Genomic DNA, 15,696 nt, shown 5'->3' on the forward strand with positions numbered 1-15,696 from the left:
ACGTTCGAATCCTGAAAAGGCTAGGCATTGAGCATCCGCCGCACCCATTCCGGGACGCCGTCGAGGGCGCCCTGCAACTCCTCTGGCCGATTGCCGCCCGCCTGGGCCAGATCGGGCCGCCCACCGCCCTTGCCTCCGATACGGGTCGCGACGCTGTTGACCAGATCGCCGGCACGGATATGGCCGGTCTGGTCCCTGGTCACGCCGGCGACCAGGCTAACTTTCCCGCCTTCCACCGCAGCCAGCACGATGGCGGCGCTGCCCAGCCTGTCCTTGAGCTGATCCACCAACTCGCGCAGCATCCTGGCGTCCGCCTCATCGACGCGCGCGGCCAGTACCTTGACGCCCGCGATGTCGACCGCCCGAGACGCCAGGTCGGCACCGGCTGCGCCGGCCGTCTTGGCTTTCAGCCGTTCCAGCTCCCTTTCCAGCGCGCGGTTCTTCTCGAACATCTGATCGAGCCGTTCTTCAAGGGTGTCGCGGCCGGCCTTCATGCGCTCGGCCAGCCGTCGCAGCAAACGTTCCGTGGCCTCGACCGCCTCCACCGCGGCAGCCCCGGTGACGGCTTCGATGCGGCGCACGCCGGCGGCGACGCCGCTTTCACTCACGATCTTGAACAGGCCGATGTCGCCGGCCCGGCGGGCGTGGATGCCGCCGCACAACTCGGTGGAAAAATCGCCGATCCTGAGCACCCGCACATCGTCACCGTATTTTTCGCCGAACAGTGCCATGGCGCCGAGCCTCATTGCGGCGTCCTTGGCCATGACCTCGGCGGTGACCTCGGCATTGCGACGGATTTCCCGGTTGACCAAACGCTCGATTTCGTCGAGCTGCTCCGGACTGACAGGTTCGAAATGCGAGAAATCGAACCGCAGCCGTTCGGGGTCGACCAGAGACCCTTTCTGCGTGACGTGCTCTCCGAGCACCCGGCGCAGCGCCGCATGCAAGAGATGGGTGGCCGAATGATTCAAGGCCGTGGCCTGGCGCAGGGATTGCTCCACCTCCGCCCGGCAGACCGCGCCCCGGAGCAAGGCTCCCTCGCGCAGCTTCCCCCGGTGCAGGATCAGGTCGCTGCCCTGCTTGCGGGTATCCGCCACCTCGAACACCGCCGAGTCGCTGCGGATCATGCCGCGGTCGCCCACCTGGCCGCCGGATTCGGCATAGAACGGCGTCTTCTCCAGCACGACCACGCCGTCCTCGCCGGCCTCCAGCCGGTCCACGGCCTGACCGTCGCGCAGCAGCGCCACGATCCGCGTGTCCTCGACGGCGGTCCAGTAGCCGGTGAATTCGCACGCCACGTCGAGATGGACCTCCTGGGAGTAATCCACGCTGAAATGGCTGGCCGCCCGCGCCCGCTCGCGCTGGGCCTCCATGGCCCGCTCGAATCCGGCCATGTCCACCTGCAGACCATGCTCACGCGCCACGTCCGCGGTCAGATCGACGGGGAAGCCGTACGTATCGTAAAGCTGGAAGGCGGTGTCACCCGATATCACCGGGCTACCCAGATCGCGTATGGCGACGTCGAGTATCTTCATGCCCTGCTCCAGCGTCTCGGCGAAGCGCTCCTCCTCCTTGTCGAGCACCTGTTCGACCCGCGGGCGGGCCTCGACCAGTTCGGGGTAGGCCTGGCCCATTTCCGCACAGAGCGGCCCGACCAGCTTGTAAAAGAACGGCTCACGGATGCCGAGCTTGTAGCCGTGGCGGATCGCCCGGCGGATGATCCGGCGCAGGACGTAACCCCTTCCTTCGTTGGACGGGAGTACGCCGTCGGTGACCAGGAAGGCGCAGGAGCGGATGTGGTCGGCGATCACCCGCAGCGAACTTTGGGCGAGGTCGGCCGTGCCGGCCAACTCGGCCGCGGCCTTGACCAGATTGCGAAACAGGTCGATGTCGTAATTGTTGCGCACCCGCTGCATCACCGCAGCGAGCCGCTCCAACCCCATGCCGGTATCCACCGAGGGCTTGGGGAGAGGCGTCAGCGTGCCGTCGCCGGCACGCTCGTACTGCATGAACACCAGGTTCCAGATTTCGACGTAGCGGTCGCCGTCTTCTTCCGGCGTCCCGGGAGGTCCGCCGGCGACGGAGGGACCATGGTCATAGAAAATCTCGCTGCACGGTCCGCACGGACCGGTGTCGCCCATGGACCAGAAATTGTCGGAGGTGGCGATGCGGGTGAAGCGGCCCGGATCGACGCCGACCTCTTCCAGCCAGATCCGCTCGGCTTCCTTGTCCTCGGCGTATACCGTGATCCACAGCCGTTCCGGCGGCAGCATGAGCACCTCGGTCAGGAACTCCCAGGCGTAGACGATCGCCTCGCGCTTGAAGTAGTCGCCGAAGCTGAAATTGCCCAGCATCTCGAAAAAGGTGTGATGACGCGCCGTGTAGCCGACATTCTCCAGATCGTTGTGCTTGCCACCCGCACGGACACAGCGTTGGGCGCTCGCCGCGCGTACGTAGGGGCGGTGCTCGCGCCCCAGAAACACATCCTTGAACTGCACCATGCCAGCATTGGTGAACAGCAGGGTGGGATCGTTGACGGGCACCAGGGAACTGGAAGCCACGACGGTATGGCCGCGGTCGGCGAAGAATTTCAGGAATCGGGCGCGTAATTCCGCACTGGTCATGCTCGGTTTTCCAAGGTCTTCAATCGGTGTCCGGGTATTCGCCGTCCACTCCCAGACGCTCGAAAAAATCCCGGATCTGGGAGGACGTGAAACCCCGTTGCGCGAGAAATCTCGCCCTTGACGCACGCTCCCGAGGCGTCGTCACCGCAAGTTTTCCGCGATATTTCTTCGTATAGACACGATCCATGTCCGTCATCCAGTCCCTGGAATCCGCAAGGTCCGCCTCGACCCCGCGCAGGCGCAGTTCCTGACGAATCCTGTTGACGCCGTACCCTTTCGCCTTGCGGGCGCACACGAAACCTTCGGCAAAACGGGCATCGCTCTGCCACCCCCGGTCCGAACACTCGGCCAGAACGGCTGCTATCGTCGGGAATTCGAAACCACGGGCGGCGAGCTTGCGCTGGAGCTCGAGCCGGCTGTGTTCGCGCCGCGCCAAGAGCCGCAGGCAAACGGCACGTGCGGCTTCGAACGTGTCTTCGGTTCCGCTCAGAACCCGCTCTCCTCCAGCGCTGCACGCTCGGTGGACGGTGCGTGCTGGAACCCGGCCAACGCCTTCTCGCGAACGGCCGCCTCGATGGCAGCCGCGACCTCCGGATGCTCCTTGAGATAGATCCGGACGTTGTCCTTGCCCTGGCCGATGCGGTCGCCGCCATAGCTGTACCAGGAACCGGACTTCTGTACGATGTCGTGGTTCACGCCGAGGTCGATCAGTTCGCCCTCGCGCGAGATGCCCTCGCCATAGAGAATCTCGAAGTCGGCGGTGCGGAACGGCGGAGCCACCTTGTTCTTCACGACCTTGACGCGGGTTTCGTTCCCGATCACCTCGTCGCCGTTCTTGATCGCCCCCGAACGGCGGATGTCCAGCCGCACCGAGGCGTAGAACTTGAGCGCGTTACCGCCGGTGGTGGTCTCCGGATTGCCGAACATCACGCCGATCTTCATGCGGATCTGGTTGATGAAGATCACCAGGGTGTTGGAGCGCTTGATGTTGGCGGTCAGCTTGCGCAAGGCCTGCGACATCAGTCTGGCCTGCAGACCCATGTGCGAATCGCCCATCTCGCCTTCGAGTTCGGCCTTGGGCGTCAGCGCCGCCACCGAGTCGATCACCACGACGTCCACGCCGCCGGAACGCACCAGCATGTCCGCGATTTCCAGCGCCTGCTCGCCGGTATCCGGCTGGGACACCAGCAGATCGTCGAGGTTCACTCCGATCTTCTCGGCATAGACCGGGTCCAGGGCATGCTCGGCATCCACGAAAGCCGCCACACCGCCGGTCTTCTGCGCCTGGGCGATGACCTCCAGAGTCAGCGTCGTCTTGCCCGAGGACTCCGGCCCGTAAATCTCGACGATGCGACCACGCGGCAAACCGCCGCAGCCCAGCGCGATGTCCAGCGCCAGGGAGCCGGTGGGAATCACGTCGATGTCCCGGACCGCCGCGACATCGCCCATGCGCATCACCGATCCCTTGCCGAACTGTTTCTCGATCTGGGAAAGAGCGGCACCCAAGGCCTTGCGTTTGTTCTCGTCCATCCGGGTTACTGCGTCGAAAGTGGAAATCGACATTATTTCATAGCGGCCATTTCGGGCATAGCCCGCCACTGCTTTTCGGCACGCACGAGATAGAGCGGGCCGGCCCTGGAAAGGCGCGACTCGACGAGGGTGACGCGATCCACCGGCCAGGTCACGGACGTCTTCAAAGGCATGGCGGACCAGGCCGCCTCGGCCTTGCGCGCCAATGTCAGATGCGGCCGGAACGGCCGCCGCTCGACAGGGAATCCCGCCCGACCCAGCTTCGAATTCAGGATTCCGACCAGTTCGATGAGCAGCGGGGGGGTTGCGCTTGCTCCCAGACACAACACTCGGTTACGCTGCCAGTATTCCAGCCGGTCCAGCGCCAACTCAAAGGGCGGCAGATCGAGATCCTCAGTCATTGCTGTCAGCTCCGGCAAACGTTCCGGCGGCACCGCCCCCAGGAATGCCAGAGTGAGATGGAGCTTGTCCGGCTCGACCCAGCGCCCTTTGACCGTACGGCGGAGGGGGCGGACCAGCCTACCCAAGGTCTCACGAACACCCGCGTCCGGCCAAAGCGCGAAAAACAGACGCAGCGGAGACGGTTCAGGAAGCGCCTGAGCAGACATCGGTCAGTCCTTCCAGAGCCGCCATCACGGCTTGCCGCCGCACCGCCTCCCGGTCGCCCTCGAACCGGAAACACCGCGTGAGGGGTGCTTCCCCTTTCAACTGCCAGGCCAGCCAGACGGTTCCCACCGGCTTGTCCGGACTGCCGCCTTCGGGACCGGCGATGCCGCTGACCGCCACCGCGCAGTCGGCCCGGCTGTGCGCCAGCGCCCCGCCGACCATGGCCGCCACGGTTTCCGCACTCACCGCACCGTGCGTCGCGATCAGTCTGGCCGGCACGCCGAGCAGCTCCTGCTTGGATTCATTACTGTAGGTCACGAAGCCGCGTTCGAACCAACCCGAGCTGCCGGGGACGGACGTCACGCACTGGGCGATCCAGCCTCCGGTGCAGGATTCGGCCGTGACCAGACGGCGCCCCCGGTCTTGCAGCTGCCGACCGACCTTCCCGGCCAGAACGTACATCTCACGATCGCCCTGTGCGTCCACCGAACCCTCCCGACTCGCAGCCCCCGACCCAAACAGACCGTTCCCAGACGACCCCGGAACGGCATCCGGAGTAGCCTACGCCGTCCACGAGACAACCGAAATCCCCGACGCCATCCGGCGTCGCAACTGAAGAAGCCGCTGCTGCCGATTCCGCCGAGATCCGGGTCCTCGATCCCCGGCATTGGGCTTGCCCGGTTTTCGGCGGAAAGAACCGAATCGCCCTTCGACCGGCGGGTCGATGCCGCTCGGCCACGGTCTGGCCTCGGCCGGCTCGCCCGTCGCAGTGTTTCGTGCCGTTCAGGCGGTTCTCCCGACCGCGGGCCGCTTTCCCTGGAGAAGCCCCGCGCGCCAGACCGGCGCTCCGCAACGGCACCGGCCATAGACACGGGTCCAGGTTTTATCGCGATCGACCTCATGGGCGAATCGGAAACGATCGAAATCTGGCTTGAAAACTTTCGTCATCGCCGGCGCGAAAGCCCATCAATTCGTCATTCAGCACACCCGGTCGAAGCGGCTCTGGCCTAACGACCCATCGGCCCGGGTCGCGGGAAATGCCTGGAAAACTCCCGGGCTGCCGCAGTCTTCGGCGCAGCTCATGCTTGTCGTGAAGCGGCTGCAGGCGAAAGGCCGAATCCCGTCCTCATCCCTGTCCTTCTCCCCCGCGAGGGAAGCAGCCCCCACCGGGGGGAGGAGTTTGCTTCCCGGCATGTTCCGGGCCGGCGCCCATTCGCCCCGTGACGCCGTCACGGCCATGCGCCGGGCCGTCCTGCGGCGTATGACTCGCAAACCAGCTTTGCGGCCCGTCAATCACCCGCCACCGTCATGGACTCGATCAGAATCGATCCGGTGCGAATGTTGCCGCGGAGGTCGACGTCGTTGCCGATGGCGACGACGTGGCCGAACATGTCCCGGAGATTGCCAGCGATGGTGATTTCCTCCACCGGGAACCGGATTTCACCGTTTTCCACCCAGTAACCCGCCGCACCGCGCGAATAGTCGCCGGTGACGATGTTGACGCCCTGCCCCAGGAGTTCGGTGACGATCAAACCGGTGCCCATCCGCCGGATCAGGGTGTCGCAGTCCTCCTGCCCCGGAGCGACGATGAGATTGTGCACGCCGCCGGCGTTGCCGGTGGTCTGCAACCCCAACTTGCGGGCGGAGTAGGTGCTCAACACATAGGATTCGAGCACGCCGTCGCGGACCAGGTCGCGGTCCCGGGTCGCCACGCCTTCGGCATCGTAAGGGGCACTGCCCAAGCCCCGGAGAAGGTGCGGCCGTTCATGGATGTGGACGAACTCGGGGAAGATGCGTTGTCCCAGGGCGTCGAGCAGGAATGAGGACTTGCGGTAGAGATTGCCGCCGCGGATCGCTGCGATCAGATGGCCGATCAGACTGGAAGCCACGTCGGCGGCGAACAGCACGGGGCATTGCCGGGTCGACAGGCCCCGCGCACCCAACCGGCGCACGGTGCGCTCGGCGGCCTTGCGTCCCACCGCTTCGGCGGATTCCAGCTCGGCCGGGTCGCGCGCCACGGTCCACCAATCGTCCCGCTGCATGTTGCCGTCGCGCTCGCCGATCACCGAACAGGACAGACTGTGACGACTGCTGGCGTAGCCGTGCAGGAAGCCGAGGCTGTTGCCAAGTACCCGTACGCCTTCGAAGGCGTTGAGACTGGCGCCTTCCGAGTTGGTGATCGCGTCGGAATGACCGCGTGCCGCGTTTTCACAGGCCAGGGCCAGTTCGATGCCCTGCTCCGCGTCCAGCGTCCAGGGATGATAGAGGTCCAGGTCCGGGATGTCCTTGGCCAGCAGCTCCGCTTCGGGCAGGCCGGCGCAGGGGTCTTCGGCGCCATAGCGGGCGATCCGGCAGGCCGCGCCTACGGTATCCGTCAGCGCCCGTTCGCTGAGATCCGTGGTGCTTGCCGACCCCTTGCGTTGCCCGTAATAAACCGTGATCCCGACACCCTGGCTGCGGTGGTGCTCGATGGTTTCCACTGCGCCCAGCCGGACGGTGAGCGAGAGACCCTGGTCGGCGCTGCAGGCGACTTCGGCGGCACTCGCGCCCTGCCTGGCGGCTTCCTCCAGGCAGAGGCGGGTCAGCGATTCGAGCCGTTCGAGTTCGGTTCTAGTGTCAGACACGGGTACCTCCTACGGTCAATCCGTCGATTTTCAGGGTCGGCTGGCCGACTCCCACGGGCACGCTCTGCCCGTCCTTGCCGCAAGTGCCGACGCCGGGGTCGAGTTCCAGGTCGTTGCCAACCATGCTGACCCGCGTCAGCACATCCGGTCCGTTGCCGATCAGGGTGGCGCCCCGCACCGGCCGAGTGATGCGACCGCCTTCGATCAAATAGGCCTCACTGGCGGAGAACACGAACTTGCCGGACGTGATGTCGACCTGGCCGCCGCCGAAATTGCGGGCGTACAGACCTTTCGCCACGGAAGCGATGATCTCCTCCGGCGCATGCTCGCCCGGCAGCATGTAGGTGTTGGTCATGCGCGGCATGGGCAGGCACTGGTAGGACTCGCGGCGGCCGTTACCCGTGGGTGCCGCGCCCATCAGGCGGGCGTTGAGCCTGTCCTGCATGTAGCCCTTGAGGATGCCGTCTTCGATCAGCACGGTCCGGCGGGTGGGCGTGCCTTCGTCATCGATGCTCAAGGAACCGCGGCGGTTGGGCAAGGTGCCGTCATCCACCACGGTACATAGAGGCGAGGCGACCCTCTCCCCGACCCGGCCGCTGAAGGCGGACGTGCCTTTGCGGTTGAAATCGCCTTCCAGACCGTGGCCGATGGCCTCGTGCAGCAGGATGCCGGGCCAGCCGGGGCCCAGCACCACCGTCATGGTCCCGGCCGGAGCGTCGCCGGCCTCCAGGTTCACCAGAGCCTGGCGCACTGCTTCGCGGGCATAACCCAGCGCCCGGTCCCGTTCGAAGAAGAAGCCGTAGTCGGTTCGTCCGCCGCCGCCGGCACTGCCCTGTTCGCGCCGGCCGCCGGCCTCGACGATGACGCTGACATTGAGCCGCACCAAGGGCCGCACGTCGCCGTGCATCGCACCGTCCAACCCGAAAATCAGCACCGAGGAATAGCCTCCGGAGAGGCTGACGAACACCTGTTCGACGCGGGGATCGGCACGGCGGGCCTCGGCGTCGAGGCTGCGCAGCAGATCGATCTTCGCTTCCGCCGGCAGCGATGCCAGCGGATCGACCGGGGCATACAGCCGCGGCACGGGCTGGACGCCGGAGACGGCGATACGGCCCGCCTGCCCGCCACGGGCGATGCTGCGGGCGTTACCCGCCGCCTCCAGCAATACCGGCAACGCCAGCTCGTCGCTGTAGGCGAAGCCGGTCTTCTCGCCGGAAACGGCGCGCAGTCCAGCCCCTTGCTCGATGCCGTAGGAACCCTCCTTGACGATGCCGTCCTCCAGCGACCAGGACTCGTAATGGCTGGACTGGAGGTAGACGTCGGCATCGTCGATGTCGCTGCCCGCCAGCCGGGCCACGACCTTTTCGATGTCTTGCGGGATCAGCCCGCAGGGTTCCAGGATCGCCCGTTCGGCGATCGCCACGATTTCAGTTGCCATGATGACTCAAGCCGTTTGCTTTGGGAGGTTCAGGCGCAATGCAGGCGCCGGTGTTCGAGCACGGGGAAGGAGGCGCGTACCTGCGCCAGACGCTCGCGGTCGATTTCGGCACAGACGATGCCGGCGCCCGTGGGCAGCGACGCAAGCACCTTGCCCCAGGGATCGACCACCATGCTATGGCCGAAGGTCTCCCGTCCGTTCAGGTGGAAGCCGCCCTGGTTGGATGCCACGGTATAACAGAGATTTTCGACCGCGCGCGCGCGCACCAGGATTTCCCAGTGCGCCGCCCCGGTGCGGGCGGTGAAAGCCGCCGGCACGGCGAGGAGGTCCAGCCCTTGTTGCGCCATGCGGCGGAACAGTTCAGGGAACCGGAGATCGTAGCAGATGGCTATCCCCAGCGCGCCGAACGGCGAATCCAGCACCAGCGGCACGGTGCCGGGTTCGATGGTCAGGGATTCGCGGTAGGTTTCCTCGGTACCCGGCACCACGACGTCGAACAGATGTATCTTGTCGTAGCGGCCGACCCGTCTCCCGTGGTCGTCGTAGACCAGGCACGATGCCCGCACCCGGCCGTCCCCGGCGCACATCGGCATGGTCCCGCCGACCAGCCAGACCTTGTGGCGCTCGGCCGCGCCCGCGAGAAACTCCTGGATCGGCCCGCTGCCGTCGGTTTCCGCCACACCGAGTTTGTCGGTTTCGGTCATGCCCATGATCGCGAAATTCTCCGGCAGCACCACCAGCCTGGCGCCGGCCTCCGCGGCCTGCTTGACGAGCCGGCCGGCCTCCAGCAGATTCGACCCGACTTGCGGTCCGGAAGCCATTTGAACCGCTGCACAAATCATTTTTTTCATTCCTTCTCTCTCTACCAAATTTCAAATCGATTCTTGACCGTCCCGGTATCACTCCCGCGACGCGTCGCCCGAATCCTTGGTGATGACCGGATTGTCCAGGCTGCCCTCGACCCGATAGCGTGTCTGGGTCAGACGCTCCACCTGTCCGTCCATCATCTTGTCGGCGACGAACACGCCGGCCCCCACTGCCGCTCCCACCGCCGGCCCGAGCGGACCGCCCATGAGGACGCCGGCAACGGGCAGGGCGATGCTGGTGTTGGGGATCACCGTCACGACCTGGTCGACCTCCCGGGTCGCCAGCTTCACGCCGCCATCGATCACGATCTTGGCCGCCACGCCGTCGATCACGAAGCCCTTCGTCTCCGCCCTTCCATGGGCGATATCCAGCTTGCCGGCGATGCCGTCGTAGGCCATGCCGGCGCCGAACAGGTCGGAGAAGTCCAGGCTGAGGCGCCGCCACAAGGCATCGACGTTGAACAGTCCGAGAAACCGGCCTATCCCCACATCCACCTTCAGCAGCGCCCCCTTGCCCAGTTTCATGTCGACCGTGCCGGCGAGATTGGCGGAGGAGACCCCGAACGGCGTCTCTGCCCAGTTCAGTGTGTAGTTCACCTCCGCCGGCGTATCCCGCACGAACTCCGGGTAGCCGAACTCCGCCGCCAGCATGCCCGAATTCTTCACTTTGAGCGTACCGGCGATATGGGTCCTGTCAGTACCGCCATGGCGCGTCCATTCGCCCCGCTCGACGACGAGTTCGTGATTGTCGGAACGCAGACTGGCCGAACGCAGCACGATGCCGCGCGCCTGGCTGTCCACTTCGACCTGCAGCCGCCCCACGTCGAAACCATGCCAGAGCACATGGCGACCGACCAGACTCAAGGACGGGAAACTGCCCGGATGGAGGGTGTCCAGCCAGGAGTCGGTCGAAGCGACCGCTTTCTCGTCCAGCCGGGACAGTTTGACGAAATCGAGATCGGCCTTGATGTTGGACAGCCGCCCGGCAGCCATGTCGGCGTCGAATCCACCCTTGACGTAAGCCGAGTCGATCATGCCCCGGAGGCCGCCCGCTCGCCCGACCGCCTGCACGACCACCGATCCTTTCGCCGCGCCATCCCACAGCAACCGTCCGATCTGCACGTCCAGCGCCTTGACGTCCATCCCGATACCCTCGCGCTCGGAGCCGCCGGCGGCGAAGACATCGGCCCAAGGCGCCAGATCCAGGCTCGGCGACCGGATCACGACACGCAAGCCGGAGCCGTCGGCAGTCTTCGGCAACCCCGTTCCCACCGCGAGCTGCAAACCTTTCAGGCGGTAATCTTCCCCGCCCAGATCGAGCCGCGCCGTGACGTCGGCGCCATAGCTCAGGTCGATCCGCGTGGCAGCCCCCCCCAACCGAGTGTCGAGGCGGAACATCCTCCGTTCGCCCTGCGCCTTTCCCAAAGGTGCCGGTAAGATCACCTTCGTGCCGACGAGGTCCGAACTCAGACTCAGCGGCACACCGCCGCCCGGCTCCATGGCAACGGGCAGCCTGACGCTCACGGTCAGGGGAATGGCCCCCGCCAGATGGCGCCAGAGGGGGTTCGGAAACCTGTCCCTGAATGCCGCCACCGGGAACTGTCCGCTCACATCCACGTCCAGGCCATCACCGCTGCGCCGGGCCCGGCCGGATACGGCCTTGTGCAACCATTGTCCCTGGAGCCGGCCGGACACCAGCCCGTCCTCGGTGAATCCCAGTTCACCGTCGGCCTTCTCGACCGGCTCGGCGAGACCGGCGAGCTCGACACGGGTCCGGCTCAGCCGCGCGGTACCGTCCAGCTTGAACGGCGGCGCTTTGCTTTGCATCGGAACTCTCATGGCCAGATCGAGAAGCACATCCCCCTCGACCGTCATTACCGCATCCACTTTATCGGCCACCGGACGGAGCGGAGTGGTCCGGAAAAACTCGAGGCACTGCGCCAAGGTCGCCGATACCCGACCCTCGATGCCGATGACCGCGTCCTTCGCCAAGTCGGCAACCGTGGCTCTGGCGCCACGTATCTCGCCACCGGCCAGTCGGCCACTGGCCGCCTCGACCTCCATCCCCGGTCCGGAGAAACGAACCGTCCCGGCGGCATCCTCCAAGGCGGGCCATTCCGGATCGTAGCGCAGACGCACACCGGAAAACCCGACGTCGGCTTGAAATAGCCCTTCGCCCTTGCGAAACGGAAACGCCGCCAGCGGCCCCCCGAAACGGAGGCGGGCGCCATCCAGCCGGCCGTGCTCCAAACTCTGGTCGAGCCAGCGACCCAGCAGCGGAAACGCCTTGGCCGGGAAATAACGTTTGAGGCGGGAGGCGTCCGCCGCCCCGGCTTCGGCCCGCAGATCGACCCAAAGCCCCTGGCCCGCCCTCCGGCTGAGACCGAACGACGCCGACAGAGACCAGTCGCCGGTTTCCAGTCTTGCCCGGTCTGCGCGCATGGCCCAGTCTTCACCGGTCCGCCGCCACGCCAGAGGGATGTCGGCCTGCTGGATCAGGACCGGCTCGGCCAGCATGCCGGCCGGGTCCAGCACACCATTCTGCATGCGGACCACTCCCCTCCCGCGCTCGTCACTGCCGCAGACGTGGCCGCTGAGACCGGCGGCTCCGGGCAGACCGTCGCGGGCCGGAAGCACGATGTCGGCGAAGTGCACGCACAGGCCGAAGCGGGGGTTCTCTGCACTCTCGTAGCCGAAACGGAGCGCCTCAAGCCTCCCCGCCGGCGGGGGAACGGGCAACCCGAGCATGAACCACAGCGGGCGGAGGTCGTCCAGGGCGAGGGTGTCGGCGACGGCAAAAGCCGATGCAACACGGCCGTCCGAGCCCCGGGTCACCGCCAGGGCCAGGCGGGACAATGGCCATTCATGCCCGCCGGACACCACTTTCAGCCCTTGGGCGTTGATCCGCCAGCCGCCCGCTTCACGGTGCCAGAACACGTCGCCGGCAAGGGCGGCCAGTGCCAAGCCCGGCGTGTTGCCGGGTCCGCCAGGCAATTGCTCGATGCGGAGGTTGCGGACGCCGAAGCGCGCTGCGAGCGACTCGATACTGCCCGCCGAGAGCTGGCCCCAGGCACGCACGTCCGTGAGCCCAGACCCCAGACGGAAGCCCGCCGGCAATTCGTCCTCCAGCGCGGTCAGAGCCAGATCCTCGGCATCGGCATAGAGGCTGCCCGACAGCGTGCTGGATTCGAACAGGTCCCCGCGCAGGTCGAAACCGACCCGCACGGTACCCGCGAGCGCCGCCGGCGGGTCCAGACTCACACTCAGCCGGTGGTGGTCGCCGCGGCTGACCAGCAGCAGATCGACGTCGCCCAGTTCCAGCCTGGCACCGCCCCGCTGAAGGTCCTGCCAGTCGATCCGGCAGTCGCTGATCCGGAAAGAACCCAGGCTTCGCAGCCAGTCCGGAATAGTCTCGATCGCGTGCAAGCCGACGATGCCGAAGCCGCCGTCGGCGAGACGGCGCAGGGACAGCGGGGTACCGCGCAGCTCGAGCCAGGTCATGCGCAGGTCGTGCGCCATCAATGAAGCCATGGCCGCTATGCCGAGCCGTATCTCGGCGAAACGGAGGGACTCGGCACCCGCGTCGTCAAGGACGGAGACCTCGCGCAGCACCAGCTCCAGCGTCCCGGTCCACAGCGCCGCCGAAATGTGACCGATCCGGATGTTTTCGCCGCCGAGCCGCCCTATCCGCTGTTCCAACTGGCCCTTGAACTCGTCGATCCCGGGTATCAGCCACCACCGGAACGCCGCGGACCCGGCGGCGAGTCCGAGCAGTGCGACGAGCGCTCCGTAACGGACGGCGCGGGCGGAAACGCGTAGGATGCTTTTCAAAAGACCGGTAGCCGCATGGAAATATCGACAGGAAACCTCACCCGAAGGCGTCGGCGGATTCTCCCACGCCGGCCGGATGCCCGCAAAACGCCGCCGGGGTCGGGGAAAGCATGGGGCTAAAGGATCACGACATCGTACTGTTCCTGGTTGTACTGGGACTCGGCGCGGAACTTGATCGGGACACCGATGAAGGATTCGAGCTCGGACAGCGTGTCCGCCTCCTCGTCCAGCAGCCGCTCCACCACCTCGTTGGACGCCAGCACCAGCAGTTCCTGAACCTGGTACTGGCGCACCTCGCGGATGATCTCGCGGAAGATGTCCAGGCAGGTCGTTTCCGCCGTCTTCAGCACCCCGCGCCCGCCACAGGCGGGGCACGGCTCGCACAGCACCTGCTCCAGGCTCTCGCGGGTGCGTTTGCGGGTCATCTCCACCAGGCCCAGGGGCGACACCTCGCTGATGGTGTTCTTGGCCGGGTCGCGCTCGAGGTGCCGGCTCAGGGCATGCAGGACCTGTGCCTTGTGATCCTCGTCCCGCATGTCGATGAAGTCGATGATGATGATGCCGCCCAGATTCCTCAGCCGGAGCTGACGGGCGATGGCCTGGGCCGCCTCGAGATTGGTCTTGAAGATGGTTTCCTCGAGGTTGCGCCCGCCGACGAAGGCGCCGGTGTTGACGTCGACCGTGGTCATCGCCTCGGTCTGGTCGAAGATCAGATAGCCGCCGGACTTGAGCGTCACCCGCCGCTCCAGCGCCTTCTGGATTTCCTCTTCCACGCCGTAGAGGTCGAACAGCGGACGCTCACCGGCGTAATGCTCGATCATCGGGGCGATCTCGGGCACGAACTCTCTCGCGAACTTGGTGAGCCGCGCATGGGTTTCCCGTGAGTCGACCCGGATCTTGTCCACCCGGGTGCGGCGCAGATCGCGCAGCACGCGCATGCTCAGGGGCAGGTCCTCATGCAGCAGCACCTTGACCTTCGCGGTCTTGATCCGCTGGGCGATGGAATTCCAGAGCTTGAGCAGGAACAACATGTCCGCCCGCAGCAGGGACTCGTCCACGCCCTCCGCCGAGGTCCGGGCGATGAAACCGCCGGTACCGTGCTCCCGCTGGAATGCCTCCACACAGGCCCGCAAGCGTGCCCTCTCGGCCTCGCATTCGATCCGCTGCGATACTCCCGAAGTCTTGGAAAACGGCATGTAGACTTCGTACACCGAGGGCACCGAAATCTCGGTGCTCAAACGCGCGCCCTTGGTACCGATGGGGTCCTTGACGACCTGCACGGCGATCTCCTGGCCCTCCCTGAAGATGGCTTCGATCTTGTCGGTGCCGGCCTTCTCGCGTTCCGCCGCGCTCAGGTCGGAGATGTGCAGGAAGGCCGCCCGCTCCAGCCCGATGTCGACGAACACCGCCTGCATGCCGGGCAGCACCCGGCAGACCCTGCCCTTGTAAATGTTGCCGACCAGACCGCGGCGCCGGGTCCGCTCGATCAACACCTCCTGAACGACCCCGTTTTCGACGATGGCGACACGGGTCTCCGGCGGCGTGACGTTGATGAGTATCTCGTCGCTCATGGTGCGGCTCCGGCCAGGAGGCGCGCGGTCCCCAGTCCCAGATGCCGCAGCAGACGGGCCGTTTCCAGCAGCGGCAGGCCCATGACGCCGGAAAAGCTGCCCTGAAGCTCGGCCACGAACAGCTCGCCGCGGCCCTGGATGGCATAGGCGCCCGCCTTGTCCGCCGGCTCACCGCTGGCCCAGTAGGCGTCGATCTCCTCGAGCCCGAGGTCGCGAAACCTCACCCGGCTGACGCTCAATGCCTGCCAGTGGCAGTCGCCGCGACGCAGGGACACCGCACTGAGCACTTCGTGGGTCCGCCCCGACAGCCGGCCCAGCATCTCCCGCGCGTGTTCCGCTCCCTGCGGCTTGCCGAAGATTTGCCCGTCGAGCACCACCTCGGTGTCGGCCGCCAGCACCGCCGCATCGGAGGGCGCCATGCTCTGACCCCGGGCGGACTTGTCGGATGCCACCCGGCGCACGTAGTCTTCGGCGGCTTCCCCGCAGCGGGGCACCTCTTCCACCTCGACTCCGAGCACCTCGAACGGCAGGCCGAAGCGGCCCAGCAGCTCGCGGCGCCTGGGCGAGGTCGAGGCGAGGATCAGCTTGAGGTCTTCGGCCTGCATG

At 66.3% G+C, this 15,696-nt stretch carries 11 protein-coding genes; all 11 read right to left on the minus strand.

Translation table 11 applies throughout. The features are described 5' to 3' along the window. Positions 1-20: 20 nt before the first annotated feature. On the minus strand, positions 21-2,624 hold the full coding sequence (gene alaS, locus H156_RS0108995; RefSeq protein ID WP_017364566.1) for an alanine--tRNA ligase: 2,604 nt from the start codon (positions 2,622-2,624) through the stop codon (positions 21-23). A gap of 19 nt (positions 2,625-2,643) precedes the next feature. Further along, positions 2,644-3,114, minus strand: a complete 471-nt coding sequence (locus tag H156_RS0109000) for a regulatory protein RecX (protein ID WP_416338588.1) — start codon at positions 3,112-3,114, stop codon at positions 2,644-2,646. Continuing rightward, positions 3,111-4,154 carry a recombinase RecA gene (gene recA / locus H156_RS0109005; protein ID WP_026045844.1) on the minus strand — a complete coding sequence of 348 codons (1,044 nt, stop codon included), beginning with the start codon at positions 4,152-4,154 and terminating at the stop codon, positions 3,111-3,113. Before recA ends, H156_RS0109000 begins: the two co-directional genes overlap by 4 nt. A 32-nt stretch (positions 4,155-4,186) precedes the next feature. Then, positions 4,187-4,762, minus strand: coding sequence for an RNA 2',3'-cyclic phosphodiesterase (gene thpR / locus H156_RS0109010; RefSeq protein WP_017364564.1), 576 nt, complete (start codon positions 4,760-4,762; stop codon positions 4,187-4,189). Next, a complete protein-coding gene (locus H156_RS0109015; protein WP_017364563.1) occupies positions 4,740-5,222 on the minus strand; it encodes a CinA family protein in 483 nt (160 codons plus the stop codon). Before H156_RS0109015 ends, thpR begins: the two co-directional genes overlap by 23 nt. 827 nt (positions 5,223-6,049) lie before the next feature. Next, positions 6,050-7,384, minus strand: coding sequence for a metalloprotease PmbA (gene pmbA, locus H156_RS0109025; protein WP_017364561.1), 1,335 nt, complete (start codon positions 7,382-7,384; stop codon positions 6,050-6,052). Next, the gene (gene tldD / locus H156_RS0109030) at positions 7,377-8,822 is read right to left on the minus strand and encodes a metalloprotease TldD (RefSeq protein WP_010959742.1); all 1,446 of its coding nucleotides are present in this window, start codon (positions 8,820-8,822) and stop codon (positions 7,377-7,379) included. The genes pmbA and tldD overlap by 8 nt, the downstream gene beginning before the upstream one ends. A 29-nt stretch (positions 8,823-8,851) precedes the next feature. Then, positions 8,852-9,673 (minus strand): carbon-nitrogen hydrolase family protein, encoded by an 822-nt coding sequence (locus tag H156_RS0109035; RefSeq protein ID WP_010959741.1) that lies wholly within the window; start codon positions 9,671-9,673, stop codon positions 8,852-8,854. Positions 9,674-9,721: 48 nt separating this feature from the next. Then, positions 9,722-13,519: a YhdP family protein gene (locus tag H156_RS0109040; protein ID WP_017364560.1), complete on the minus strand. Its 3,798-nt coding sequence runs from the start codon at positions 13,517-13,519 to the stop codon at positions 9,722-9,724. A 116-nt stretch (positions 13,520-13,635) separates the two neighbouring features. Continuing rightward, positions 13,636-15,090 (minus strand): ribonuclease G, encoded by a 1,455-nt coding sequence (gene rng / locus H156_RS0109045; protein WP_010959739.1) that lies wholly within the window; start codon positions 15,088-15,090, stop codon positions 13,636-13,638. Then, complete coding sequence (locus H156_RS0109050) at positions 15,087-15,695, minus strand: Maf family protein (RefSeq protein WP_010959738.1); 609 nt, start codon at positions 15,693-15,695, stop codon at positions 15,087-15,089. Before H156_RS0109050 ends, rng begins: the two co-directional genes overlap by 4 nt. Position 15,696: the final 1 nt, after the last annotated feature.

It is taken from the genome of Methylococcus capsulatus str. Texas = ATCC 19069, assembly GCF_000424685.1.
In the GTDB taxonomy this organism is placed as follows: Bacteria; Pseudomonadota; Gammaproteobacteria; order Methylococcales; family Methylococcaceae; genus Methylococcus; species Methylococcus capsulatus.

Excerpts from the sequence above, each read along its gene's own strand:
- alaS (WP_017364566.1), bottom strand. The coding sequence starts at position 2,624 with ATGACCAGTGCGGAATTACGCGCCCGATTCCTGAAATTCTTCGCCGAC.
- recA (WP_026045844.1), bottom strand. The coding sequence starts at position 4,154 with ATGGACGAGAACAAACGCAAGGCCTTGGGTGCCGCTCTTTCCCAGATC.
- thpR (WP_017364564.1), bottom strand. The coding sequence starts at position 4,762 with ATGTCTGCTCAGGCGCTTCCTGAACCGTCTCCGCTGCGTCTGTTTTTC.
- H156_RS0109015 (WP_017364563.1), bottom strand. The coding sequence starts at position 5,222 with ATGTACGTTCTGGCCGGGAAGGTCGGTCGGCAGCTGCAAGACCGGGGG.
- tldD (WP_010959742.1), bottom strand. The coding sequence starts at position 8,822 with ATGGCAACTGAAATCGTGGCGATCGCCGAACGGGCGATCCTGGAACCC.
- H156_RS0109035 (WP_010959741.1), bottom strand. The coding sequence starts at position 9,673 with ATGAAAAAAATGATTTGTGCAGCGGTTCAAATGGCTTCCGGACCGCAA.
- rng (WP_010959739.1), bottom strand. The coding sequence starts at position 15,090 with ATGAGCGACGAGATACTCATCAACGTCACGCCGCCGGAGACCCGTGTC.
- H156_RS0109050 (WP_010959738.1), bottom strand. The coding sequence starts at position 15,695 with ATGCAGGCCGAAGACCTCAAGCTGATCCTCGCCTCGACCTCGCCCAGG.